Below are 21511 nucleotides of genomic sequence, written 5' to 3'. Positions count from 1 at the left end.
AGGGGGGTGCAGGTAGGTCGGGTGCAACCCGACGATAAGGGCGATACGACCACCGCGTAGCCCGGGCTTCAGCCCGGGGAGATGAGCCCCCCGGGCTGGGCACGGGCTACGCGGGGTGGATCAGTCCGCCAGGTTCTGCGCTTCACGGTCCCGACGGGGTTTGGGTGCGAAGCGGGCGGCCAGGCGCATGGAGGTAGTGACCAGGCGCTGGTAGAAGGTCGGCAGCAGGCGCTGCATGCCGTCCAGGGTCCAGGCGTCGGCGCCGATGAGGATGCGCCGGTTGTCCTTGAGCACGCCGCGCAGGATCACCGAGGCGGCCTTGTCCGGGGTGGTGCGCAGCAACTGGTCGTTGAACTGCTTGCGTGCCTGGTCGGTTTCCTGGCCGACGACCCGGGCGAGGCTGTCGTTCATCCGGGCGGTCTTGGCGATGTTGGTCTTGATGCCGCCGGGGTGCACGCAGCTGGCGGAGACGCCGCAGCCTTCCATGTCCAGCTCCTGGCGCAGGGCTTCGGTGAAGCCGCGCACGGCGAACTTGGTGGCGTTGTAGGCGCTCATGCCGGGCTGGGCGAACAGGCCGAACACGCTGGAGACGTTGACGATCTGGCCGTCGCCGGTGGCCTTGATGTGCGGCAGGAAGGCCTTGGTGCCGTGCATCACGCCCCAGAAGTTGATGTTCATGATCCACTCGTATTCCGAGTAGTCGCTGCCTTCCACGGTGCCGGCATGGGCGACGCCGGCGTTGTTGAAGATCAGGTTGACCCGGCCGTGGTCGAGCACCACCTGGTCGGCCCAGGCGTGTACCGCTTCGCGGTCGGCGACGTTGACCAGGGTGTCGGTGACCTGCACGCCGAGCTTGCGGGCCTGGGCAGCGGTTTCCGCCAGGCTTTCGGCGTTGACGTCGGAAAGCGCCAGGTGACAGCCCTGGCGGGCCAGGCCGTAGGCGAGGGCGCGGCCGATGCCGGAGCCCGCGCCGGTGATGGCGGCGACCTTGTTCTCGAAGGACTTCATGCCGGTACTCCTTCTGCTGCAGTGGTGGTGGCGAGGGTCAGCGGCCCCTGGGCGGCGTGCACCGGCTGGATGCGGCTGAAGTGATAGGCCGCCGGGTCGAAGTTGCGGGTCAGCAGGCGGAAGCGCCAGGTGAAGCCGGGCCATACGGTGCAGTTGCGGCCGCTGACCGGGTGGATGTACCAGCTCTTGCAGCCGCCGGCGTTCCACACGGTGTTGCCCAGGCTGCCCTGGATCTTGCCGTTGAATTTGTCCTGCACCTCGCGCTTGACCTCCAGGCTCTGCAGCTTGCGCTGGTCGAGCAGGTCGAGGGCGCCGAGCACGTAGTGGATCTGCGATTCGATCATGTAGACCATCGAGTTGTGGCCCAGGCCGGTGTTCGGGCCCATGAGGAAGAACAGGTTGGGGAAGCCGGCGGTGAGGGTGCCCTTGTAGGCTTCCGGGCCTTCCGGCCAGGTGTCGAGCAGGTCGACGCCACCGCGGCCGAAGACCACGCCGCGCGGCAGCGGGTCGCTGGGGGTGAAGCCGGTGCCAAAGATGATGGCGTCAACCGGGCGTTCCTGGCCATCCTGGGTGACGATGCTGTTGGCGCGGATTTCCTGGATGCCATCGGTGATGACGTCGACGTTGGCCTGGGTCAGCGCCGGGTAGTAGTCGTTGGAGATCAGCACGCGCTTGCAGCCCATGGTGTAGTCGGGCGTGACCTTGGCGCGCAGCACCGGGTCCTTGATCTTGCGCTTGATGTAACCCTTGGCCACCAGCTGGGCGAGCTTCATCACCTTCGGGGTCAGGGCGAAGCCGATCACGCGGCTTTCGAGGATGGCGTAGATGCCGCCGCGCCAGAGCTTCTGCAGCAGGGGGAAGCGCTTGAAGCGCGAGCGTTCGTTTTCGCTGATGGCGCGGTCCGGCTTGGGCATGACCCAGGGCGCGGTGCGCTGGTAGAGGTCGAGCTGGCCGACCACCTTCTGGATCTGCGGTACGAACTGGATGGACGAGGCGCCGGTGCCGACCACGGCGATGCGCTTGCCCGCCAGGTCGTAGTTGTGGTCCCACTGCTGGGAATGGAAGCTCTTGCCGGCGAAGTTCTCCAAGCCATTGAGGTGGGGGATGGCCGGGGTGGACAGGGCGCCCATGCCGGACACCACGAACTGCGCGGTGTAGTGATTGCCGGCGGCGTCGTCTATGTGCCAGAGCTCTTCGCTGTCGCTCCAGGCCACGCGGGTGATCTCGGTGCCGAGCAGGGTCTTGTCCTGCAGGCGGTATTTCTCCCAGCAGCCTTCCAGGTAGCCCTTGATCTCTTCCTGCTTGGCGAACATCCGCGTCCAGTTGGGGTTCGGCTCGAAGGAGAAGGAGTAGAGGTGCGATTGCACGTCGCAGCCGCAGCCCGGGTAGTTGTTGACGCGCCAGGTGCCGCCGACGCCGGCTTCCTTCTCGAACAGGAGGAAATCGTTCTCGCCTTTCTGTTTCAGGCGGATCGCCATGCCCAGGCCGGAGAAGCCGGAGCCGATGATGGCAACCTTGCAGTGGCGGGCAGGGGTGGGAGGTGATACGGGCGCGTTCATGGCCAAGCTCCTGTTATGCTTATTTTGTGGCGTATACAGCTGTATACCAATGTAGACAGATGTATACTCGCCAGCAAGCCATCGCGGTACAACCAACCTTAGGTAGGGTCAGCCATGAGTTCTGTGCTGGACGACGGGCAACAGTCCAAGGAAAGAGCAGTCGATGCACCGGGCAAGCGCCTGCTGATGGAGGCGGCCCTGCGCCTGACCTCCCAGAGCCGCAGCCTGAGCAGCCTCGGCCTGCGCGAGCTGGCGCGGGAGGCGGGGCTCAACCCCAATACCTTCTATCGCCATTTCAAGGACGTGGACGACCTGGGCCTGGCGATGATCCGCAACATCTCCACCCAGTTGCGCCAGCCCCTGCGTGACCTGCGCCGGGAAGCGGCGGCGCGGGCGGTGCAGGGCGAGCACAGGGCCATGCCCAAGCTGATGGGCATCGACCTGGGGCGCGGCAAGCGCGTGTGCCATGAGACGGTGAACCTGTTCTTCGACTTCGTCGCCGACAACGCCGAGGCCTTCATCATCGGCGTGCGCGAGCTGCATGGCGCGTCGCCGGCCATGCGCGAGGCGTTGCGCGAGGTGATGGACGCGTTCGCCGATGATATGGCCGAGGACATAGTCGAGTTCAAGCTGCTGCCGGCGCTGGTGCCCGATGCGGTGGTGCGGCGGGTGTCCAGCCTGATCAGCCGCAACCTGTTCCAGATGTCCCTGGATTTCATCGGTGAGCCCGAGCGCCGTGCCGACATCCGCCTGGAGGCCGAGGAGCAGGTGCTGTTCCTCTTCACCGGTGCCAGCGTGCTGCAGGGGCTGGAGGCGATGGGGTCGCTGGGCGACGGCCCGCGATAGGGCCCGCGTGGATGCGTGAAATGAAAAGCCCGGCGATTTCCGGGCTTTTCGTTGGGCGTGAATCACTCAGCCGTTGAAGCCGAGGCGCTCCTTCCAGCGTTGTTCCAGCGCCTTGGTTTCATGGTCGAAGGGGTGGAAGCCGGGGCGGTAGTAGTCCAGGTAGGGCTTGATCATGCGCGGGAAGTAGCCGGTGCGCAGGCTGAACAGGGTCTTCAGGCCATGCCCCCAGCTGCGCAGGTTGAACAGCTGGCCGTCCTTGCGCAGCAGGTGCAGCTGGAAGGCGCCGATCACGCCGATGAACATCACGGTGGTCAGGGCCATGGTGATGGTGCGCTCGAAGTAGCCGCCGCCAACCGCCATGTAGGCGTCGTAGCACACGGCCTTGTGCTCGTTCTCTTCGATCGCGTGCCACATCCACAGCTGGTACATCTTCTGGTCGTCCATCTGCGTGCTGAGGTCTTCGCGGCGCAGCAGTTGCTCGGCCATGGTCGCGGTGAAGTGTTCCAGGGCACAGGTGGCGGCCAGGCGCTGCTTCTTGGTGGTGAAGCGGGTGACCCACTCCAGCAGCACCTTGATGCGCAGTTCCAGGCGCTCCAGGTCGATGCCGTGGGCGGCGGCGTAGTCGTTGTAGGTGGCGTGTTCCTTGGAGTGCATGGCTTCCTGGCCGATGAAGGCGCTGATGTCCTTCTGCAGCTGCGGGTCGCTGATCTGGTCGCGCACGCCGCGCACGCTGTCGACGAAGAACTTCTCGCCATAGGGGAAGAGCGACGACAGGTTGTTCATGAAGTGGCTCATGAAGGGATCGCCGCTCCACCAGTATTTCTGGGTGGAGTCGAAGCTGAAGTCCATGCGACGGACGGGAAAATTGGCCTTGGGCAGGTTGGCGGCGGCGCTGGCGGTCATTGGGCAATCCTCGTGGTTGGGAGCCGTCCCTTGTTGTTGTCTGGCTCTTGCTGACACGGCTGACCGTGCCATCGAACGATGTAACTGTTGAGGATTAACGCAGTTTTCGCACGCTCCCACCGACCAACTTTCGGCGGGTTATGGCTATTTTGTGGCCGTCTCGCTGACCCGGCGCAGCACCTCCAGATAGCCGGGAGGGACCGGCACCAGGCCGCGCTGGCGCAGCAGCCGGTGGGCTTCGGCCAGGCGGAACCAGGGCAGGGCGGCCATCAGGTGGTGCTCGATGTGGTAGTTCACCCGCAACGGCGCGACGGTGGCCCGCGCCAGCCAGCCGGCATGGGTGGTGCGGGTGTTGCGCAGCATGTCGCGGCCGCGCTCGGTGCAGGCGTGCTCGGCCAGGGAGCGGATGCGCATGAACAGGCTGTAGGTGGTGAGGTTGGCCAGCCACCAGACGCCGAACAGCCAGAACTCGCCGCAAGCGGCCAGGACCCCGGCCAGCACGGCGTTGGCCAGGAGCATCGGCCCCATGTTGCGGGCGCCTTCGGCGAGGTAGTGGTGCCAGCGGCGATCGCCCCGGGGGCGCCGGGTGACCTCGGCGGCCACGGTGTACTCCAGCACGCCCAGGTCCATCAGCAGCTGGCCCAGTAGCCGGCGCAGGCCGCTGATGCCGGACAGGTCGCGGGCGAACTTGCGCAGCAGCGAGGCGCGGCGGGTGGGGAAGGGGCGCGACAGGCTCCAGTCCGGGTCCTCATCGGTGCCGGTGTGGGCGTGGTGGCGGATGTGGTGCTTGCGGTAGCGGGCGACGTCGACCCAGATGACCCGCGCGCAGAGCCAGTCGGTAAGGCGGTCGTTCAGCCAGCGGGTGCGGAACAGCGTGCCGTGGGCGGCTTCGTGCATGAGGATGGCCAGGGCCAGCTGGCGGCCGCCGAGGATGACCAGGGCGAGAACGAAGGTCACCGGGTTGGGCCAGAGGGCGAGCACGGCGAAGGTGGCGGCGATGATCGCCCAGGTGGAGCCGACGGCCCACCAGCCGGCGGCGTCGGAGCGCTGGCTCAGGCGCTGGATTTCTTCACGGCTGAAGCAGTCGGAGAGCTTGCTGCGAGGGTTCATGGCGACCTCTTGTTGTACGCAGGGGTCGCCATCATTGCCCGCCATGGCCCGAGCGGCCAGGGGCTCGCCCCGGTTTCGCGCGGGCGGCCGCAAGCCTGGCGCAAATGCCATGGGTTCAGACTTTGGGAGGGGATTGGGGCCTGGCGTGCAGGCCCCGACAGATCACTTCTCGTCGAGGGCGAAGGCGGTGAGCGAGAAGGTGGGGATGCCGATGTCCTGCAGGCGCTGGGAGCCGCCGAGTTCCGGCAGGTCGATGATGGCGGCGGCCTCGAACACGCTGGCGCCCATGCGGCGGACCAGGGCGGTGGCGGCCAGCAGGGTGCCGCCGGTGGCGATCAGGTCATCGAAGATCAGGACCTTGTCGCCGTCGCAGAGGCTGTCGCTGTGCACTTCGAGGAAGGCTTCGCCGTACTCGGTCTGGTAGCCCTGGGTGAGTACGTCGGCGGGCAGCTTGCCCTGCTTGCGGAACAGCACCAGCGGCTTGTTCAGCTCATAGGCGACGATGGAGCCGATCAGGAAGCCGCGGGCATCCATGGCGGCGATGTGGCTGAACTCGGCTTCGACGTAGCGCTGGATGAAGCTGTCCACCACCAGGCGCAGGGCGCGGGGGGACTGGAACAGCGGGGTGATATCGCGGAAGACCACGCCGGGCTTGGGGAAGTCCACCACCGGGCGGATCAGGGTCTTGATATCGAATTCGTCGAAAATCATGGTGCGGAACCTGGAGAGAGGGGAGGGCGCCGGCCGAGCGGCCGGCGCGGGGATCAGTCTTCGATGCTGCCGCCAGCGAGGGCGCAGAGCTCGATGGGATCGAGGATGTGCACTTCCTTGCCTTCGGCGGCGATCAGGTTGCTCTGCTGGAAGCGGGTGAACACGCGGGAGACGGTCTCGACCGCAAGGCCCAGGTAGTTGCCGATCTCATTGCGCGACATGGCCAGGCGGAACTGGTTGGCCGAGAAACCGCGGGCACGGAAGCGCGCGGAGAGGTTCACCAGGAAGGTGGCGATGCGCTCGTCGGCGGTTTTCTTGGAGAGCAGCAGCATCATCTGCTGGTCGTCACGGATTTCGCGGCTCATGACGCGCATCAACTGGCGACGCAGTTGCGGCAGCTGGACGGAGAGCTCGTCGAGGCGCTCGAAGGGAATTTCGCAGACCGAGGTGGTTTCCAGTGCCTGGGCGGATACCGGGTAGAGCTCGGTGTCCATGCCGGAGAGGCCGACCAGCTCGCTGGGCAGGTGGAAGCCGGTGATCTGCTCTTCGCCGGCATCGGTGACACCGAAGGTTTTCAGCGCACCGGAACGCACGGCAAATACCGACTCGAAGGTGTCGCCCTGGCGGAACAGGTAGTCCCCTTTCTTCAGTGGACGACCGCGCTTGACGATTTCGTCCAGCGAGTCCATGTCTTCCATGTTCAGCGACAGGGGCAGGCAAAGGGCGGCGAGGCTGCAGTCCTTGCAATGTGCCTGAGGCAGGTTGCGTACCTTGATGATCTCGGACATCCACGGATCCCTTGCAAAAGCAAACACACAATGGGCGTAAGGGTAACGCATGGGGCGCGCTCAGGGCTAGGAAAAGGCCGAAGGAAACGTATTCAAGTTCTTCGTTGCGCAGTCGATATCTCGGTATTGATCCCAATGGAGCGAGCGATCATGAGAGTAGACGTTTCCGGCTGGCCGCAGATCGGCCAGCGTTTCGCGGCTGCGCGTGGTGATGAGGCCAGGGATGCCGGGCAGGGTGAAGAGAGTGCCGACGGCGGCCTCGACGACCGTATCGGCCACGTGGGCATCCGCGTGAGCCTGTCCGAAGCGGGCAAGGCGCGCTCCGATGAGGCGAAGAAGAACCAGGATATCGACGAGAGCAGCTTGCCGGACACCGTCAAGCAGATCCTCAAGATGATTCGCAAGCTGAAGGAAGACCTGCGCGAGAAGATGGCCGAGCTCCAGTCGATCGCCACCGACCAGAGCCTGGACGAGGAAACTCGCCTACGCAGCATGGAAGGCCTGCAAAGCGAGATTTCCAGCCTCAACGGCGCCATTTCCCAGGCCACCGCCAGCCTGATGAAGGCCATGCGCGACGCAGGCCTGAGCGGCGAGCAGATGCTCGAGGCCGCCCAGCTGCTGATGAAGTGATGCCCCTCAGATCACCCGGGAGAAACGCTGGGTGGTCTCTGGCGTCAGGTAGTGGTCGAAGAGCATGCACACCGAGCGCACCAGCAGGCGCCCGGGCGGCAGGATGTCGATGCCGCGCTCGCTGAGGGTGATCAGGCCATCGGCGGACATCTGCTCCAGCTGCGGCCAGATATCCGCGAAATACCCCCTGAATTCGATGTTGAAGAGCGCTTCGATCGACTGGAAATCCAGCTCGAATTCGCAGATCAACTGCTGGATCACCGCCCGGCGGATGCGGTCGTCCTCGATGCAGGCGAGGCCGCGTCGGGTGGCGAGCAGGCCGTTTTGCAGCTTTTCCTGGTAAGTGGCGATGTTGGCGTCGTTCTGGCAGTAAAGGTCGCCGATCTGGCTGATGGCGGAGACGCCGAGGCCGATCAGGTCGCAGTGCCCATGGGTGGTGTAGCCCTGGAAGTTGCGTTGCAGGCGGCCGTCTTCCTGGGCGATGGCCAGTTCGTCGTCGGGCAGGGCGAAGTGGTCCATGCCGATGTAGCGGTACCCGGCGCTGGTCAGCTGTTCGATGCTGCGCTGGAGCATCTCCAGCTTCTGCGCGGGGCTCGGCAGCTCCTCGGTCTTGATGCGCCGCTGGGGCATGAAGCGTTCCGGCAGGTGCGCATAGTTGAACACCGAGAGCCGGTCCGGCTGCAGGGCGATGACTTCGGCCACGGTGCGCGCGAAGCTTTCCGGCGTCTGCCGGGGCAGGCCGTAGATCAGGTCGATGTTCACCGAGCGGAACTGCAGCGTGCGCGCCGCTTCGACGATGGCGCGGGTCTCCTCCAGGCTCTGCAGCCGATTGACGGCGCGCTGCACCACCGGGTCGAGGTCCTGCACGCCCAGGCTGACGCGGTTGAAGCCCAGCTCGCGCAGCAGCCCCATGGTCGACCAGTCTGCTTCACGCGGGTCGATCTCGATGCCGTAATCCCCGAATCGTCATCGAGCAGGCTGAAGTGCTGGCGCAGGTGCCCCATGAGGCGGCGCAGTTCGTCGTGGCTGAGGAAGGTCGGCGTGCCACCGCCGAAGTGCAGTTGCTCGACCTTCTGTTGCGGGTCGAGGTGGCAGGCGATCAGTTCGATCTCGCGCTCGAGCTTTTCCAGGTAGGGCAGGGCGCGGCCGCGATCCTTGGTGATGACCTTGTTGCAGGCGCAGTAGTAGCAGATGTTCGCGCAGAACGGCACATGCACATAGAGCGAGACCGGGCGCAGGGCCTTGCGGCTGTCGCGCAGCGCGTGAAGCAGGTCGAAGGAGCCGATGCGCTCGTTGAATTGCACGGCGGTCGGGTAGGAGGTGTAACGAGGGCCTGCGGCGTCGTAACGGCGGATCAGGCCGGAGTCCCAGCGAATATCGTCGAGCATGCGGGCATTCCAGGTTCAGCAGTCAGTGCTCGGCAGTCTAGGTGCCGCCTGACCGGCGCTTCTTGACCTGGGTCATGCTGTCGCAGCGCCGGGGCCCGGTGGCTGCTCATGCGCTCGAATCAATGCTCGACCCCACAACTCGCCGTGCCAGACTTTCCAGCTTCCAGCTTCCAGCTTCCAGCTTCCAGCTTCCAGCTTCGCTGTCAGTGCCCCATCAACCAATGCTGGTGCGGGCCGGGCAGGGTCCAGATGCCGAAGAGGATCACCAGCAGGCCGCCGGCGATGCGGATGCCACGTTTGCGCAGCAGAGCGGTGATGCGTTCGGCGGCGAGGCCGGTGGCCAGCAGCACCGGCCAGGTGCCGAGGCCGAAGGCCAGCATCAGCAGGGCGCTTTCACTGGCCGAGCCCTGGCTGGCCGCCCACAGCAGGGTGCTATAGACCAGGCCGCAGGGCAGCCAGCCCCAGAGGGCGCCGAGCAGCAGCGCGCGGGGCAGGGTGGAGACCGGCAGCAGCTTGCTCGCCACCGGCTGGATATGACGCCAGAGGCCGCGCCCCAACGCTTCGATACGGGTCAGGCCGCTCCACCAGCCTGCCAGGTAGAGCCCCATGGTGATCAGCAGCAGTGCTGCGATCACCCGCAGCACCATGGCCGCCGGGCTGCTGGCCACGGCCCAGCCGGCCAGGCCGATGAGCAGGCCGGCGGTGGTGTAGCTGAGGATGCGGCCGAGGTTGTAGGCGATCAGCAGGCGGAAGCGTCGAGCACGTTGCTCCGGCGGGATGGCCAGGGTCAGGGCGCCCATCAGGCCGCCGCACATGCCGATGCAGTGGCCGCCGCCCAGCAGGCCGAGGATCAGCGCCGAAACCAGCAGGGGTGCCAGTTCAAGCACCGCGCTTGTCCTCGTCGTCGGGGCTTTCCTCGTTCTTGCTCTCGCCCTCGCTTTCGTCGGCTTCGACGATACCGGCCTTGTGGCCCGGGTCTTCGTCGTCGAAGAGGATGCTGTGGGCGGGGCCGTCGAGGTCGTCGTACTGGCCGCTGTCCACGGCCCAGAAGAACAGCCAGATGGCGAAGCCGACCAGGCCGATGGCGACGGGGATCAGGATGTATAACGCAGGCATCGGGAAATCTCGCTATGGAGCCTGGGCGATAGGCCGGAAGGGAGGGCGCCCCGACCGGTCTCTAGCTTCTGGCCAGCCGCAGGGCGTTGATCACCACCAGCAGCGAGCTGACCGACATGCCGAATGCGGCCCAGACCGGAGTGACCCAGCCCAGCGCCGCGAAGGGCAGAACCAGGCCATTGTACAGGGTCGCCCAGGCCAGGTTCTGGATGATGATGCGGCGCGTGCGACCGGCCACCGAGAGGGCCTGCACGAGGCTTTCCAGGCGGTTGGAGAGCAGTACGGCGTCGGCGCTGGTCTTGGCCAGGTCGGTGGCGCTGCCCATGGCGACGCTGATGTCGGCGCCGGCCAGGACTGGTACGTCGTTGACGCCGTCGCCCAGCATCAGCACGCGGCGGCCCTGCTGGTGCAGGTCGCGCAGCACGTCGAGCTTGGCGTCGGGGCTGAGGCCGCCGCGGGCGTCGTCGATGCCGAGGCGACGGGCGATCTCGCCGACCATGGGTGAGCTGTCGCCGGAGAGCAGCATCACCTGCCAGCCACGGGCGCGGCAGGCATCGAGCAGCAGCGGGGCGTCTTCGCGCAGGCGGTCATCCAGCACCAGCCAGGCCAGCGGGCCCTGTTCATTGCCGAGCAGCAGCCACTGGCCGTTGCTGCCGGGAATCTCCGGCTCGGCCCAGCCGCCCAGCTCGGCCACGAACGCAGCCTGGCCGATGCGCAGGCGCTGGCCGTCGACAAGGCCTTCGAGGCCCTTGCCGGGGACGTTCTCCACCTGTTCGGCGGGGCGTGGCGCGCGGCCGAAGGCGCGGGCGATGGGGTGCTCCGAACGGTTCTCCAACGCGGCAGCCAGGGCCAGGCAGGCGTCGTTGTCGAGCGGGCCCAGGGGGTGGATGGCGCTGAGGGTGAGGCGGCCTTCGGTGAGGGTGCCGGTCTTGTCGAAGATCACCGTGTCGATCTGGTTCAGCCCCTCCAGCACGTGACCACGGGTCAGCAGCAGGCCGAGTTTGTGCAGGCTGCCGGTGGCGGTGGTGAGTGCGGTGGGCGTGGCCAGGGCGAGGGCGCAGGGGCAGGTGGCGACCAGCAGCGAGAGGACGATCCAGAAGGCCCGCGACGGGTCGATCTGCCACCAGGCCAGGCCGACGATGGCGGCGGCCAGCAGCACGATGATCAGGAACCATTGCGCGACCTTGTCGGCCAGCTCGGCGAGGCGCGGTTTGTCCGCCTGGGCGCGTTCCAGCAGGCGCACGATGGCGGAGAGGCGGGTCTGGTCGCCGAGTGCCTGCACTTCGAGGGTGAGCGGGCCTTCGACGTTGAGCGTGCCGGCGGTGACGGCGTCGCCGCGCCCGCGAGGCAGGGGCAGGTATTCACCGGTGAGCAGGGATTCGTCGACGCTGGACTGGCCTTCGAGGATCAGGCCGTCCGCCGGCATCAGTGCGCCCGGTGGGACCAGGACGCGATCGCCCACGGCCAGCTCGCCGAGGAGGATGCGCTGGCTCTGGCCACTGGCGTCCAGGCGCAGGCAGGAGGCGGGCAGCAGGTTGACCAGTTGCGCGGTGGCGGCGGCGGTGCGCTCACGGGCGCGGCGCTCCAGGTAGCGGCCGGCGAGGAGGAACAGGGCGAACATGCCGACGGCGTCGAAGTACAGCTCGCCGATGCCGGTGACGGTGGACCAGATGCCGGCGGCATAGGCCCCGCCGATGGCCAGGGACACCGAGACGTCCATGCTCAGGTGGCGGGTGCGCAGGTCACGCAGGGCGCCACGGAAGAACTGGCCGCAGCAGTAGAAGACGATGGGCGTGGTGAGGAACAGGCTGACCCAGCGCAGGATCTTGTCCAGCTCCGGGCTCAGGTCGATGTTGAATTCGGGCCAGGTGGCCATGGCGGCCATCATCACCTGCATCCACAGTAGACCGGCGACACCGAGCTGGCGCATGGCGCGCTTGTTCTCGGCGGCCAGGCGCTCGGCGGCGTCATCGGCCTTGTAGGGGTGGCCGGCGTAACCGATGCGGCGCAGCTCCTTGAGCAGCTCGCTGAGGGGCAGCTGGCTGTCGGACCAGCGCACGTGCAGGCGGTGGTTGGACAGGTTGAGGCGCGCCTCGTCCACGCCCGGCAGGGTGCGCAGGTGCCGTTCGATCAGCCAGCCACAGGCGGCGCAGCTGATGCCTTCGATCAGCAGGCTGGTTTCGCTGAGCTCGCCCTGGTGCTGGACGAAGGGGCGCTGCACATCCTCGCGGTCGAACAGGGCCAGTTCGTCGGGGAGTGCGCTGGGCAGGGCTTCGGGGTTGGCGGCGGTTTCGCTGCGGTGGCGGTAGTAGCCTTCCAGGCCGCCGGCGACTATGGCTTCGGCCACGGCTTGGCAACCCGGACAGCACATGGCCCGCGTCTCACCGAGTACGCGGGCCTCGTAAGGGCTGCCGGAGGGTACCGGCAGGCCGCAGTGGTAGCAGGATAGGGGCGCGGGCATGGGGCCTGGCTTATTCGCCCAGTAGGGTCACGCTGCCGTTCTCGAGGGTTTCTTCCTCGAACAGGCGCCAGTCCTGGCCATCTTCCTGGCCGATCAACTCGACGAAGCGGCGGCCGCTGACCGAGTCTTCCAGGTGGCCGCTGTACAGGTCACCGGACTGCGGTTGCAGCACGATGCGGCGGTCCTTCTCCTGCTGGGTGGGGGAGAGCAGGCTGAGCACCAGCTGTTGCGGGTGGCTGTTGCCGGTCAGGTTGACCTGGACCACGCCGCTCTGGTCATCCAGGCGCACCTGGGCCTTCATGCCGAGGCGCTTGGCCAGCTCCTCGCGCTCGAGCGAGGTGTTGATGCCCTTGCCGACGTCGTAGTAGTTGTCGACCACCAGGCTCGGCGGGTTCTTGATGGCGATCACCAGCATCGAGGTGCCCAGCACCACGGAGGTGCCGAGGATGCCGAGGATGAACCAGGGCCAGGGTTGCTTGTACCAGGGGCTTGCGGGAGATTCGGACTGCATGGGGATCTCGTTGTTCAGCGGACGCTGGGGCCGATGAAGCGGCTGTCGGCGTCGGTGGTGATGCTGGTGTCATCGACCGAGCGGACCCGGAAGAGAATGTTGTTGGTGCTGGAGGGCAGGTTTTCCGGGTCGATGGACAGTTCCACCGGCACCGAGAGCACTTCGCCCGCTTCCGTCTTGACCTGGGTCTTGCCTTCGTAGACGAGGCCGTCGAGGCCTTCGGCTTCGATGGTGAAGACCTGGTCCTTCTGGGCCTTGTTCATGATCTTCAGGGTGTAGACGTTCTCGATGCGACCCTGCTCGTTCTCGCGGTACAGGACGCGGTCCTTGATCACGTCCAGTTCCACCAGCGAACGGGCGGCGACGGCGTAACCGAACAGGCCGATCATCGCAACGAGCGCGGCAGCGTACCCGATCAGGCGTGGGCGCATGAGCTTGGTTTGCTGCCCGTTCAGGTTGTGTTCAGTCGTGTAGCTGATCAGCCCCTTGGGGTAGTTCATCTTCTCCATGATGCTGTCGCAGGCGTCGATGCAGGCGGCGCAGCCGATGCACTCGACCTGCAGGCCGTCGCGGATGTCGATGCCGGTGGGGCAGACCTGGACGCACATGGTGCAGTCGATGCAGTCACCAAGGCCCTGGGCCTTGTAGTCGACGTTCTTCTTACGTGGGCCACGGGATTCGCCGCGGCGCGGATCGTAGGAGACGATCAGGGTGTCCTTGTCGAACATCACGCTCTGGAAGCGGGCATAGGGGCACATGTAGATGCACACCTGCTCGCGCAGCCAGCCCGCGTTGCCGTAGGTGGCCAGGGTGAAGAAGCCGACCCAGAAATAGGCCCAGCCATCGGCGTTGCCGGTGAAGAGGTCGATCACCAGTTCGCGGATGGGGGTGAAGTAGCCGACGAAGGTGACGCCGGTGACGAAGCCGATCAGCAGCCAGAGGCTGTGCTTGGCGGATTTGCGCATGAGCTTGGCGCCGCTCATGGGCGTCTTGTCCAGCTTCATGCGCTGGTTGCGGTCGCCTTCGGTGACCTTCTCGCACCACATGAAGATCCAGGTCCAGACGCTCTGCGGGCAGGTATAGCCGCACCAGACGCGACCGGCGAAGACGGTGATGAAGAACAGGCCGAAGGCGCAGATGATCAGGAGCCACGACAGCAGGACGAAGTCCTGGGGCCAGAAGGTGGCGCCGAAAATGTAGAACTTGCGCTCGGGAGGTTCCACCAGACGGCTTGCCGGTCGTTCCAGCTCAGCCAGACGGTACCGAAGTAGAGCAGGAAGAGGAGGGCGCCGCCTGCCATGCGCAGGTTGCGGAAGATGCCGGTGAAGGCGCGGGTGTAGATCTTTTCACGGCTGGCGTAGAGGTCGGTGTTGGCACCGCTCTTGGCCGGGGGAGGGGTAATGTTCTGGACGGGGATCTGTTCGCTCATCTACTCGTACCACGACGGTTGGGGCTTGCCCCGATCAGTGCGTGCCGAACGGGATCTTTTTTGCCTGCCGCATATGGTACGCCTCATAGCAGCCTGCCATGTGCGACAGTGCGTCGCGCATGGCAGGCTCGGCGTTACTTGCTTTCGGTCTCTGCGGCGTTCTTGTGCGACAGACTGTAGACGTAGGCGGCAAGCAGGTGAACCTTGTCGTTGCCCAGGTGTTCTTCCTGAGCCGGCATGGTGCCCTGGCGGCCGTAACGAATGGTCTGCTGCAGCTGAGCGAAGCTGCTGCCGTAGATGAACGCGCCCGGGTGGGTCAGGTTCGGCGCGCCCATTGCCGGGGTGCCCTTGCCTTCCGGACCGTGGCACGCCACGCAGTTGGCAGCGAAGATCGCCTTGCCGGCTTCCGGATTGGCGTTGGCGTCCTTCGGCAGGTCGCGGCCATCCAGGGTCACGCGGACGAAGGCGGCGACATCACGTACGCCTTGTTCGCCGATGACTTCGCCCCAGGCGGGCATGATGCCGTGGCGGCCGCCAAGGATGGTGGCCTTGATGGTTTCGGCCTCACCGCCCCAGCGCCAGTCGGCGTCGGTCAGGTTCGGGAAACCATAGGAGCCCTTGGCGTCGGAGCCGTGGCAGACCGAGCAGTTGGAAGCGAACAGACGACCACCCATTTTCAGGGCTTTCTCGTCCTGGGCCACTTCCTCGATCGGCATGGCAGCGTACTTCTGGAACAGCGGGCCGTATTGCTTGTCGGCCTTGTCCATTTCCTTTTCCCACTGGTGAACACCGGTCCAGCCGGGCTGGCCGTCAGCGAAGGGCTTGCCTTCGGTGACTGTGCTGTAGCCGGGGAAGATGCCTTTCCAGTTGCCCATGCCCGGGTACAGGACCAGGTAGCCGACGGCGAAAATCAGGGTGCCGACGAACAGCATGAACCACCACTTGGGCAGCGGGTTGTCATATTCCTCGATACCGTCGAAGGCGTGGCCGACGGTTTCTTCGGTGCTTTCCTGGCGCTGGCCTTTGCGGGTGGCAAAGATCAGCACGGTCAGCGCCACCAGTGTGGCGCTGGTGAGCAGGGTTACGTACCAACTCCAGAACGTGGTCATTCGCTCTTACTCCTAGAAGCTTCTTCGTCGCTCTTGGTGTTCGCTGGCTTGTCGTCTGCGAAGGGCAGGTTGGCAGCTTCGTCGAAGCTGTCCTTGCGCTTGCTGTTGTACGCCCAGAGCACGACGCTGATGAAGGCGACGAACACCAGGATGGTTCCCAGCCCGCGGAGAGTCTGGATATCCATCATGCTTACCGTTTGTTCTTGATCGAGGTGCCAAGGCCTTGAAGGAACGCGACCAGCGCGTCCATCTCGGTCTTGCCCTTGACTGCGTCTTTGGCGCCGGCGATGTCATCGTCGGTGTAGGGCACGCCTACGGTACGGAGAGCTTCCATCTTGGCGGCAGTGTGCTTGCCGTCGAGTTTGTTCTCCACCAGCCACGGGTAGGACGGCATCTTCGATTCCGGAACCACGTTGCGCGGGTTGTACAGGTGCGCGCGGTGCCAGTCGTCGGAGTAGCGGCCGCCTACGCGGGCCAGGTCCGGGCCGGTACGCTTGGAACCCCACAGGAAGGGGTGGTCCCAGACGCTTTCGCCGGCAACGGAGTAGTGACCATAACGCTCGGTCTCGGCACGGAACGGACGGACCATCTGCGAGTGGCAGCCTACGCAGCCTTCGCGGATGTAGATGTCACGGCCTTCGAGTTCCAGCGCGGTGCGCGGCTTCATGCCTTCGACCGGGGTGTTGGTGACGTCCTGGAAGAACAGCGGAACGATCTGCACCAGACCACCGATGCTCACGGCGATGACCATGAACAGCGCCAGCAGACCTACGTTCTTCTCGACTAATTCGTGTTGCTTCATTAGTGAGCTCCTTGCGGGATCTGGGCAGCGGCTTCGTATTCGGACGGCTTGGCGGCACGCACGGTGCGCCAGGTGTTATAGGCCATCAGCAGCATGCCGGTGACGAAGAACGCGCCGCCGATCATGCGTACCAGGTAACCGGCATGGCTGGCTTCCAGCGCTTCGACGAAGGAGTAGGTGAGGGTGCCGTCTTCGTTGACTGCACGCCACATCAGGCCTTGGGTGATGCCGTTGACCCACATCGAGGCGATGTAGAGAACGGTACCGATGGTGGCCAGCCAGAAGTGGGCGTTGATCAGACCGACGCTGTGCATCTGCTCGCGACCGAAGACCTTCGGAATCAGGTGGTACAGCGAACCGATGGAGATCATCGCTACCCAGCCGAGGGCGCCGGCGTGTACGTGGCCGATGGTCCAGTCGGTGTAGTGGGAGAGGGCGTTGACGGTCTTGATCGCCATCATCGGGCCTTCGAAGGTGGACATGCCGTAGAAGGCCAGGGAAACCACCAGGAAGCGCAGGATGGGGTCGCTGCGCAGCTTATGCCAGGCGCCCGACAGGCTCATCATGCCGTTGATCATGCCGCCCCAGCTCGGAGCCAGCAGAATCAGGGACATCGCCATGCCCAGGGACTGGGCCCAATCCGGCAGAGCGGTGTAGTGCAGGTGGTGCGGACCGGCCCAGATGTACAGGGTGATCAGCGCCCAGAAGTGCACGATGGACAGGCGATACGAGTAGATCGGACGCTCGGCCTGTTTCGGAACGAAGTAGTACATCATCCCCAGGAAGCCGGTGGTCAGGAAGAAGCCCACGGCGTTGTGGCCGTACCACCACTGGATCATCGCGTCGGTCGCGCCGGCGTACACGGAGTACGACTTGAAGGCGTAGACCGGGATTTCCGCGCTGTTGACGATGTGCAGCAGTGCAGTCACCAGGATGAAGGCGCCGAAGAACCAGTTGCCCACATAGATGTGCTTGGTCTTGCGCTTGACGATGGTGCCGAAGAACACGATTGCGTAAGTGACCCAGACGATCCCCAGGAGGATGTCGATCGGCCACTCGAGCTCAGCGTATTCCTTGGAGGAGGTGTAACCCAGGGGCAGTGTGATCACTGCCAGCACGATCACGGCTTGCCAGCCCCAGAACGTGAAGGCTGCCAATCCATCGGAAATCAGCCGGGCCTGGCAGGTACGTTGCACCACGTAGTAGGACGTGGCGAACAGGGCGCAACCACCGAAGGCGAAGATCACCGCGTTGGTATGCAAGGGGCGCAGACGGCCGAAGCTGGTCCACGGAAGGTTCAGGTTGAGTTCCGGCCACACGAGTTGTGCGGCGATGAACACGCCTAGACCCATCCCAATGACCCCCCAGATCACCGTCATAACGGCGAACTGGCGGACCACCTTATAGTTATAAGCAGTCTGACTGATTGCTGTGCTCATGCTAGGGGTTCCACGGTTAATGGAGTTTTTCGGGGGACAAAAAAGCGGCGGCAGTATGGAGAAAGAGGGTAGTCATTGCAACGACACATGCCGACACAATCACCCTTTCAGAGCCCTCGGGGCAAGGATTCCAGCCGGGTCGCCCAGGGTCTGATGGAGCACTTCGAGCCGGGGGCGAGGAGGGGGAACCGCCTTGTCCTCATGACCGATGAGGACTATTCAGCAGCGTAGACGATGAGCTTTGGGGGGGAAGGCAGCTGGTCGGGAGGGGTGCGACATTGGGTCGCACTATATATAAGGAGGGGCTGTGGAGGGGTGGACACATCCTTGTGTCCGTGTTGCCCGTCTTGCGTTGGGCTGCCTTTGCGCGGCTCCGTCCGGTGCCTTTCGGTCCGGCCGGTGTGGCGACGCCTCCTTGCGTCGCCGGTTCGGATCACTCGCTGGCTACTTTCTCGCCGTCCTTGCGGGACAGGCTGTACACGTAGGCGGCAAGGATGTGCACCTTGTCCTGACCGAGGTATTGCTCCTGGGCAGGCATCTGGCCGTTGCGGCCGTAGCGGATGGTCTGTTGCAGCTGGGCCAGGCTGGAACCGTAGATCCAGGCGGCCGGTTGGGTCAGGTCCGGAGCACCCATGGCTGCAGTGCCGTGGCCTTCTTGACCGTGGCAGGCGGTGCAGGTGGTGGCGAACATGGCTTTACCGGCTTCCACGTCGGCTTTCACATCGTCCGGCAGCTTCAGGCCGGCCAGGTCCTGGCGAACATAGGCCGCGACGTTCTTCACGCCTTCATCACCCAGCACTTCACCCCAGGCCGGCATGGCAGCCATGCGACCGTGGAGGATGGTGGCCTTGATGGTTTCGGCGTCGCCGCCCCACCGCCAGCTGCTGTCAGCCAGGTTGGGGAAGCCCACTGCGCCCTTGGCGTCCGAGCCGTGGCAGATGGAGCAGTAGGTGGCGAACAGGCGGCCGCCCATTTTCATGGCTTGCGGATCCTGGGCGACGGCTTCCAGCGACATGGCCGAGTACTTGGCGAAGATCGGGCCGTACTGTGCGTTGGCCTTGTCCACTTCACGCTGCCACTGCTTCTCCTGGGTCCAGCCACCTTCGTAGCCGGGGAACAGGCCGGTCCAGTTGCCCAGGCCGGGGTAGAGCACCATGTAGCCGATGGCGAAGACGATGGTGCCCACGAACAGCATGAACCACCATTTGGGCAGCGGGTTGTCGTACTCCTCGATACCGTCGAAGGCATGGCCCATGGTCTTGTCGACCGTGCCCTTGGCCTCGCCCTTGCGGGTGGCGAACACCAGCCAGAGCAGCGCCACCAGGGTGAAGAGGGTGAGCAGGGTTATGTACCAGCTCCAGAAAGTGGTCATTCGTGTGTGCTCCTAGAAACATTCCGGTCTTGCAGGCTGGGCTCGGCGTCATCACCGAAAGGCAGCAGCGCGGCTTGCTCGAAGTCAGCCTTGCGCCGGCCGCTGTAGGCCCAGCAGAACACCCCGATCATCGCGACCAGCACCAGCAAGGTGCCGAGGCCGCGCAGTATTCCAACGTCCATGGCGCCTTACCTCTTGGTCTTCAGGCTGGTGCCGAGCACCTGCAGGTAGGCGACCAGGGCGTCCATCTCGGTCTTGTCCTTGACCGCCTCGGAGGCACCGGCGATGTCCTCGTCGGTGTAGGGCACGCCCAGGGTCTTCATGGCGCTGAGCTTGGCGGCGGTGTCCTTGCCGTCGAGCTTGTTCTCCACCAGCCACGGGTAGGCCGGCATCTTCGACTCCGGCACTACGTTGCGCGGGTTGTAGAGGTGCGCGCGGTGCCAGTCGTCCGAGTAGCGGGCGCCAACGCGGGCCAGGTCCGGGCCGGTACGCTTGGAACCCCACAGGAAGGGGTGGTCCCAGACGCTTTCGCCGGCGACGGAGTAGTGGCCGTAACGCTCGGTCTCGGCACGGAACGGACGGATCATCTGCGAGTGGCAGCCAACGCAGCCTTCACGGATGTAGATGTCGCGACCTTCCAGTTGCAGCGCGGTGTAGGGCTTCATGCCTTCGACCGGGGTGTTGGTGACGTCCTGGAAGAACAGCGGGACGATCTGTACCAGACCGCCGATGCTGACTGCCAGGATCATGAACAACGCCATCAGGCCGACGTTTTTCTCGATGACTTCATGCTTTTTCATCTATCGATTCCTCAGGCGATCTGGGCGATGGCGTCGTATTCGGCCGGCTTGGCAGCCTTCACGGTGCGCCAGGTGTTGTAAGCCATGAGGAGCATGCCGCTGAGGAAGATCGCGCCGCCGATCATGCGCACCACGAAGCCGGGGTGGCTGGCTTCAAGCGCTTCGACGAAGGAGTAGGTCAGGGTGCCGTCCTCGTTCACTGCGCGCCACATCAGGCCCTGGGCGATGCCGTTGACCCACATCGAGGCGATGTAGAGAACGGTGCCGATGGTGGCCAGCCAGAAGTGGGCGTTGATCAGGCCGACGCTGTGCATCTGCTCGCGACCGAAGACCTTCGGGATCAGGTGATACAGCGAGCCGATGGACACCATGGCGACCCAGCCGAGGGCACCGGCATGTACGTGGCCGATGGTCCAGTCGGTGTAGTGGGAGAGGGCGTTGACGGTCTTGATGGCCATCATCGGGCCTTCGAAGGTGGACATGCCGTAGAAGGCCAGGGAGACCACCAGGAAGCGCAGGATCGGATCGTCGCGCAGCTTATGCCAGGCGCCCGACAGGGTCATCATGCCGTTGATCATGCCGCCCCAGCTCGGCGCCAGCAGAATCAGCGACATCACCATGCCCAGGCTCTGTGCCCAGTCCGGCAGCGCGGTGTAGTGCAGGTGGTGCGGGCCGGCCCAGATGTAGACCGCGATCAGCGCCCAGAAGTGGACGATGGACAGGCGGTAGGAGTAGACCGGGCGACCCGCCTGCTTCGGAACGAAGTAGTACATCATCCCCAGGAAGCCGGCGGTCAGGAAGAAGCCCACGGCGTTGTGGCCGTACCACCACTGGATCATCGCATCGGTTGCACCCGCATAGAGCGAGTAGGACTTGGTCAGGGTGACCGGGATCTCCAGGTTGTTCACCACGTGGAGGATGGCCACGGTGAGGATGAAGCCACCGAAGAACCAGTTACCGACGTAGATGTGCTTGGTCTTGCGCTTCATCACCGTGCCGAAGAACACGGCGGCGTAGCTGACCCAGACGATGGTGATGAGAAGGTCGATCGGCCATTCCAGCTCGGCGTATTCCTTGGAGCTGGTGAAGCCCAGCGGCAGGCTTACGGCGGCCAGGACGATCACCAGTTGCCAACCCCAGAAGGTGAAGGCAGCGAGTTTGTCCGAGACCAGGCGGGTCTGGCAGGTGCGTTGGACGGCGTAGTAGGAGGTGGCGAACAATGCGCAACCACCGAACGCGAAGATCACCGCGTTGGTGTGCAAGGGTCGCAAGCGCCCAAAGCTGGTCCAGGGCAGGTTGAAGTTGAGCTCCGGCCAGGCTAGCTGGGCAGCTATGAGAACGCCGAGCCCCATCCCGACGATTCCCCAGACCACCGTCATAATGGCGAACTGGCGGACCACCTTGTAGTTGTAGGCGGTACTGACTGCTGTGTTCATGTTTGTGGGCTTCCGTACACGGTTTCTTGGAATTGCGTGCGAAGCATGGTGAAAGCCCCTTCAAGTCCTATTGATTTGGATCAACGGACGCCG

At 64.8% G+C, this 21511-nt stretch carries 20 protein-coding genes and 2 pseudogenes; 2 read left to right on the top strand and 20 right to left on the bottom strand.

Annotated elements, in window-relative coordinates:
• Window positions 1-120: 120 nt before the first annotated feature.
• Window positions 121-1008 (bottom strand): SDR family NAD(P)-dependent oxidoreductase, encoded by an 888-nt coding sequence (locus PSm6_RS29265; RefSeq protein WP_265169074.1) that lies wholly within the window; start codon window positions 1006-1008, stop codon window positions 121-123.
• Window positions 1005-2567, bottom strand: a complete 1563-nt coding sequence (locus PSm6_RS29260) for a flavin-containing monooxygenase (RefSeq protein ID WP_265169073.1) — start codon at window positions 2565-2567, stop codon at window positions 1005-1007. The genes PSm6_RS29265 and PSm6_RS29260 overlap by 4 nt, the downstream gene beginning before the upstream one ends.
• 114 nt (window positions 2568-2681) lie before the next feature.
• Here PSm6_RS29260 and PSm6_RS29255 point away from each other — a divergent pair, with 114 nt between their 5' ends.
• Window positions 2682-3413, top strand: a complete 732-nt coding sequence (locus PSm6_RS29255) for a TetR family transcriptional regulator (RefSeq protein WP_148304318.1) — start codon at window positions 2682-2684, stop codon at window positions 3411-3413.
• Between the two features lie 66 nt (window positions 3414-3479).
• Here PSm6_RS29255 and PSm6_RS29250 read toward each other — a convergent pair whose 3' ends face one another.
• The 4 genes from PSm6_RS29250 to fnr form a co-directional block, all read right to left on the bottom strand.
• Window positions 3480-4316, bottom strand: a complete 837-nt coding sequence (locus tag PSm6_RS29250) for a metal-dependent hydrolase (protein ID WP_265169072.1) — start codon at window positions 4314-4316, stop codon at window positions 3480-3482.
• 144 nt (window positions 4317-4460) lie between these two features.
• Window positions 4461-5426, bottom strand: a complete 966-nt coding sequence (locus PSm6_RS29245) for a fatty acid desaturase family protein (RefSeq protein WP_265169071.1) — start codon at window positions 5424-5426, stop codon at window positions 4461-4463.
• Between the two features lie 162 nt (window positions 5427-5588).
• A complete protein-coding gene (locus PSm6_RS29240) occupies window positions 5589-6137 on the bottom strand; it encodes an adenine phosphoribosyltransferase (protein WP_265169069.1) in 549 nt (182 codons plus the stop codon).
• 53 nt (window positions 6138-6190) lie between these two features.
• Complete coding sequence (gene fnr / locus PSm6_RS29235) at window positions 6191-6925, bottom strand: fumarate/nitrate reduction transcriptional regulator Fnr (protein WP_021222203.1); 735 nt, start codon at window positions 6923-6925, stop codon at window positions 6191-6193.
• Window positions 6926-7075: 150 nt separating this feature from the next.
• On the opposite strand from fnr, the gene PSm6_RS29230 reads away from it, so the two are divergent.
• Window positions 7076-7555, top strand: coding sequence for a hypothetical protein (locus PSm6_RS29230; protein ID WP_021222202.1), 480 nt, complete (start codon window positions 7076-7078; stop codon window positions 7553-7555).
• 6 nt (window positions 7556-7561) lie between these two features.
• Here PSm6_RS29230 and hemN read toward each other — a convergent pair.
• The 14 genes and pseudogenes from hemN to ccoN (PSm6_RS29160) all read right to left on the bottom strand — a co-directional run bounded on the left by hemN (window position 7562) and on the right by ccoN (PSm6_RS29160) (window position 21418).
• A pseudogene (gene hemN / locus PSm6_RS29225) lies at window positions 7562-8943 on the bottom strand (oxygen-independent coproporphyrinogen III oxidase).
• A 203-nt stretch (window positions 8944-9146) separates the two neighbouring features.
• Window positions 9147-9830, bottom strand: coding sequence for a sulfite exporter TauE/SafE family protein (locus tag PSm6_RS29220; protein ID WP_021222200.1), 684 nt, complete (start codon window positions 9828-9830; stop codon window positions 9147-9149).
• On the bottom strand, window positions 9823-10059 hold the full coding sequence (gene ccoS / locus PSm6_RS29215; RefSeq protein WP_265169067.1) for a cbb3-type cytochrome oxidase assembly protein CcoS: 237 nt from the start codon (window positions 10057-10059) through the stop codon (window positions 9823-9825). Before ccoS ends, PSm6_RS29220 begins: the two co-directional genes overlap by 8 nt.
• Before the next feature lie 61 nt (window positions 10060-10120).
• On the bottom strand, window positions 10121-12520 hold the full coding sequence (locus PSm6_RS29210; RefSeq protein ID WP_265169065.1) for a heavy metal translocating P-type ATPase: 2400 nt from the start codon (window positions 12518-12520) through the stop codon (window positions 10121-10123).
• Window positions 12521-12530: 10 nt separating this feature from the next.
• Window positions 12531-13031 carry a FixH family protein gene (locus tag PSm6_RS29205; protein ID WP_265169063.1) on the bottom strand — a complete coding sequence of 167 codons (501 nt, stop codon included), beginning with the start codon at window positions 13029-13031 and terminating at the stop codon, window positions 12531-12533.
• Between the two features lie 14 nt (window positions 13032-13045).
• A pseudogene (ccoG, locus tag PSm6_RS29200) lies at window positions 13046-14460 on the bottom strand (cytochrome c oxidase accessory protein CcoG).
• Between the two features lie 134 nt (window positions 14461-14594).
• Entirely contained in the window at window positions 14595-15569 is a 975-nt protein-coding gene (ccoP, locus tag PSm6_RS29195; RefSeq protein ID WP_043243476.1) for a cytochrome-c oxidase, cbb3-type subunit III, read from the bottom strand.
• Entirely contained in the window at window positions 15566-15754 is a 189-nt protein-coding gene (locus PSm6_RS29190; protein ID WP_265169062.1) for a cbb3-type cytochrome oxidase subunit 3, read from the bottom strand. The genes ccoP (PSm6_RS29195) and PSm6_RS29190 overlap by 4 nt, the downstream gene beginning before the upstream one ends.
• Window positions 15755-15759: 5 nt before the next feature.
• On the bottom strand, window positions 15760-16371 hold the full coding sequence (gene ccoO, locus PSm6_RS29185) for a cytochrome-c oxidase, cbb3-type subunit II (RefSeq protein WP_043243475.1): 612 nt from the start codon (window positions 16369-16371) through the stop codon (window positions 15760-15762).
• Window positions 16371-17810 (bottom strand): cytochrome-c oxidase, cbb3-type subunit I, encoded by a 1440-nt coding sequence (gene ccoN, locus PSm6_RS29180; RefSeq protein WP_031288829.1) that lies wholly within the window; start codon window positions 17808-17810, stop codon window positions 16371-16373. Before ccoN (PSm6_RS29180) ends, ccoO (PSm6_RS29185) begins: the two co-directional genes overlap by 1 nt.
• A 433-nt stretch (window positions 17811-18243) precedes the next feature.
• Window positions 18244-19182 (bottom strand): cytochrome-c oxidase, cbb3-type subunit III, encoded by a 939-nt coding sequence (gene ccoP, locus PSm6_RS29175; RefSeq protein WP_021222191.1) that lies wholly within the window; start codon window positions 19180-19182, stop codon window positions 18244-18246.
• Window positions 19179-19364, bottom strand: coding sequence for a CcoQ/FixQ family Cbb3-type cytochrome c oxidase assembly chaperone (locus tag PSm6_RS29170; protein ID WP_021222190.1), 186 nt, complete (start codon window positions 19362-19364; stop codon window positions 19179-19181). Before PSm6_RS29170 ends, ccoP (PSm6_RS29175) begins: the two co-directional genes overlap by 4 nt.
• A 6-nt stretch (window positions 19365-19370) precedes the next feature.
• On the bottom strand, window positions 19371-19982 hold the full coding sequence (gene ccoO / locus PSm6_RS29165; RefSeq protein WP_021222189.1) for a cytochrome-c oxidase, cbb3-type subunit II: 612 nt from the start codon (window positions 19980-19982) through the stop codon (window positions 19371-19373).
• 11 nt (window positions 19983-19993) lie between these two features.
• Window positions 19994-21418, bottom strand: coding sequence for a cytochrome-c oxidase, cbb3-type subunit I (gene ccoN / locus PSm6_RS29160; protein WP_021222188.1), 1425 nt, complete (start codon window positions 21416-21418; stop codon window positions 19994-19996).
• Window positions 21419-21511: the final 93 nt, after the last annotated feature.

Origin of the sequence: Pseudomonas solani, assembly GCF_026072635.1 — a bacterium.
Classification (GTDB): Bacteria; Pseudomonadota; Gammaproteobacteria; order Pseudomonadales; family Pseudomonadaceae; genus Metapseudomonas; species Metapseudomonas solani.
This window is presented reverse-complemented; position numbering and strand designations above follow the sequence as displayed.

Coding starts and splice junctions, on each gene's coding strand:
- PSm6_RS29265 (WP_265169074.1), bottom strand. CDS start 1,008: ATGAAGTCCTTCGAGAACAAGGTCGCCGCCATCACCGGCGCGGGCTCC.
- PSm6_RS29260 (WP_265169073.1), bottom strand. CDS start 2,567: ATGAACGCGCCCGTATCACCTCCCACCCCTGCCCGCCACTGCAAGGTT.
- PSm6_RS29255 (WP_148304318.1), top strand. CDS start 2,682: ATGAGTTCTGTGCTGGACGACGGGCAACAGTCCAAGGAAAGAGCAGTC.
- PSm6_RS29250 (WP_265169072.1), bottom strand. CDS start 4,316: ATGACCGCCAGCGCCGCCGCCAACCTGCCCAAGGCCAATTTTCCCGTC.
- PSm6_RS29245 (WP_265169071.1), bottom strand. CDS start 5,426: ATGAACCCTCGCAGCAAGCTCTCCGACTGCTTCAGCCGTGAAGAAATC.
- PSm6_RS29240 (WP_265169069.1), bottom strand. CDS start 6,137: ATGATTTTCGACGAATTCGATATCAAGACCCTGATCCGCCCGGTGGTG.
- fnr (WP_021222203.1), bottom strand. CDS start 6,925: ATGTCCGAGATCATCAAGGTACGCAACCTGCCTCAGGCACATTGCAAG.
- PSm6_RS29230 (WP_021222202.1), top strand. CDS start 7,076: ATGAGAGTAGACGTTTCCGGCTGGCCGCAGATCGGCCAGCGTTTCGCG.
- ccoS (WP_265169067.1), bottom strand. CDS start 10,059: ATGCCTGCGTTATACATCCTGATCCCCGTCGCCATCGGCCTGGTCGGC.
- PSm6_RS29210 (WP_265169065.1), bottom strand. CDS start 12,520: ATGCCCGCGCCCCTATCCTGCTACCACTGCGGCCTGCCGGTACCCTCC.
- PSm6_RS29205 (WP_265169063.1), bottom strand. CDS start 13,031: ATGCAGTCCGAATCTCCCGCAAGCCCCTGGTACAAGCAACCCTGGCCC.
- ccoP (WP_043243476.1), bottom strand. CDS start 15,569: ATGACCACGTTCTGGAGTTGGTACGTAACCCTGCTCACCAGCGCCACA.
- PSm6_RS29190 (WP_265169062.1), bottom strand. CDS start 15,754: ATGGATATCCAGACTCTCCGCGGGCTGGGAACCATCCTGGTGTTCGTC.
- ccoO (WP_043243475.1), bottom strand. CDS start 16,371: ATGAAGCAACACGAATTAGTCGAGAAGAACGTAGGTCTGCTGGCGCTG.
- ccoN (WP_031288829.1), bottom strand. CDS start 17,810: ATGAGCACAGCAATCAGTCAGACTGCTTATAACTATAAGGTGGTCCGC.
- ccoP (WP_021222191.1), bottom strand. CDS start 19,182: ATGACCACTTTCTGGAGCTGGTACATAACCCTGCTCACCCTCTTCACC.
- PSm6_RS29170 (WP_021222190.1), bottom strand. CDS start 19,364: ATGGACGTTGGAATACTGCGCGGCCTCGGCACCTTGCTGGTGCTGGTC.
- ccoO (WP_021222189.1), bottom strand. CDS start 19,982: ATGAAAAAGCATGAAGTCATCGAGAAAAACGTCGGCCTGATGGCGTTG.
- ccoN (WP_021222188.1), bottom strand. CDS start 21,418: ATGAACACAGCAGTCAGTACCGCCTACAACTACAAGGTGGTCCGCCAG.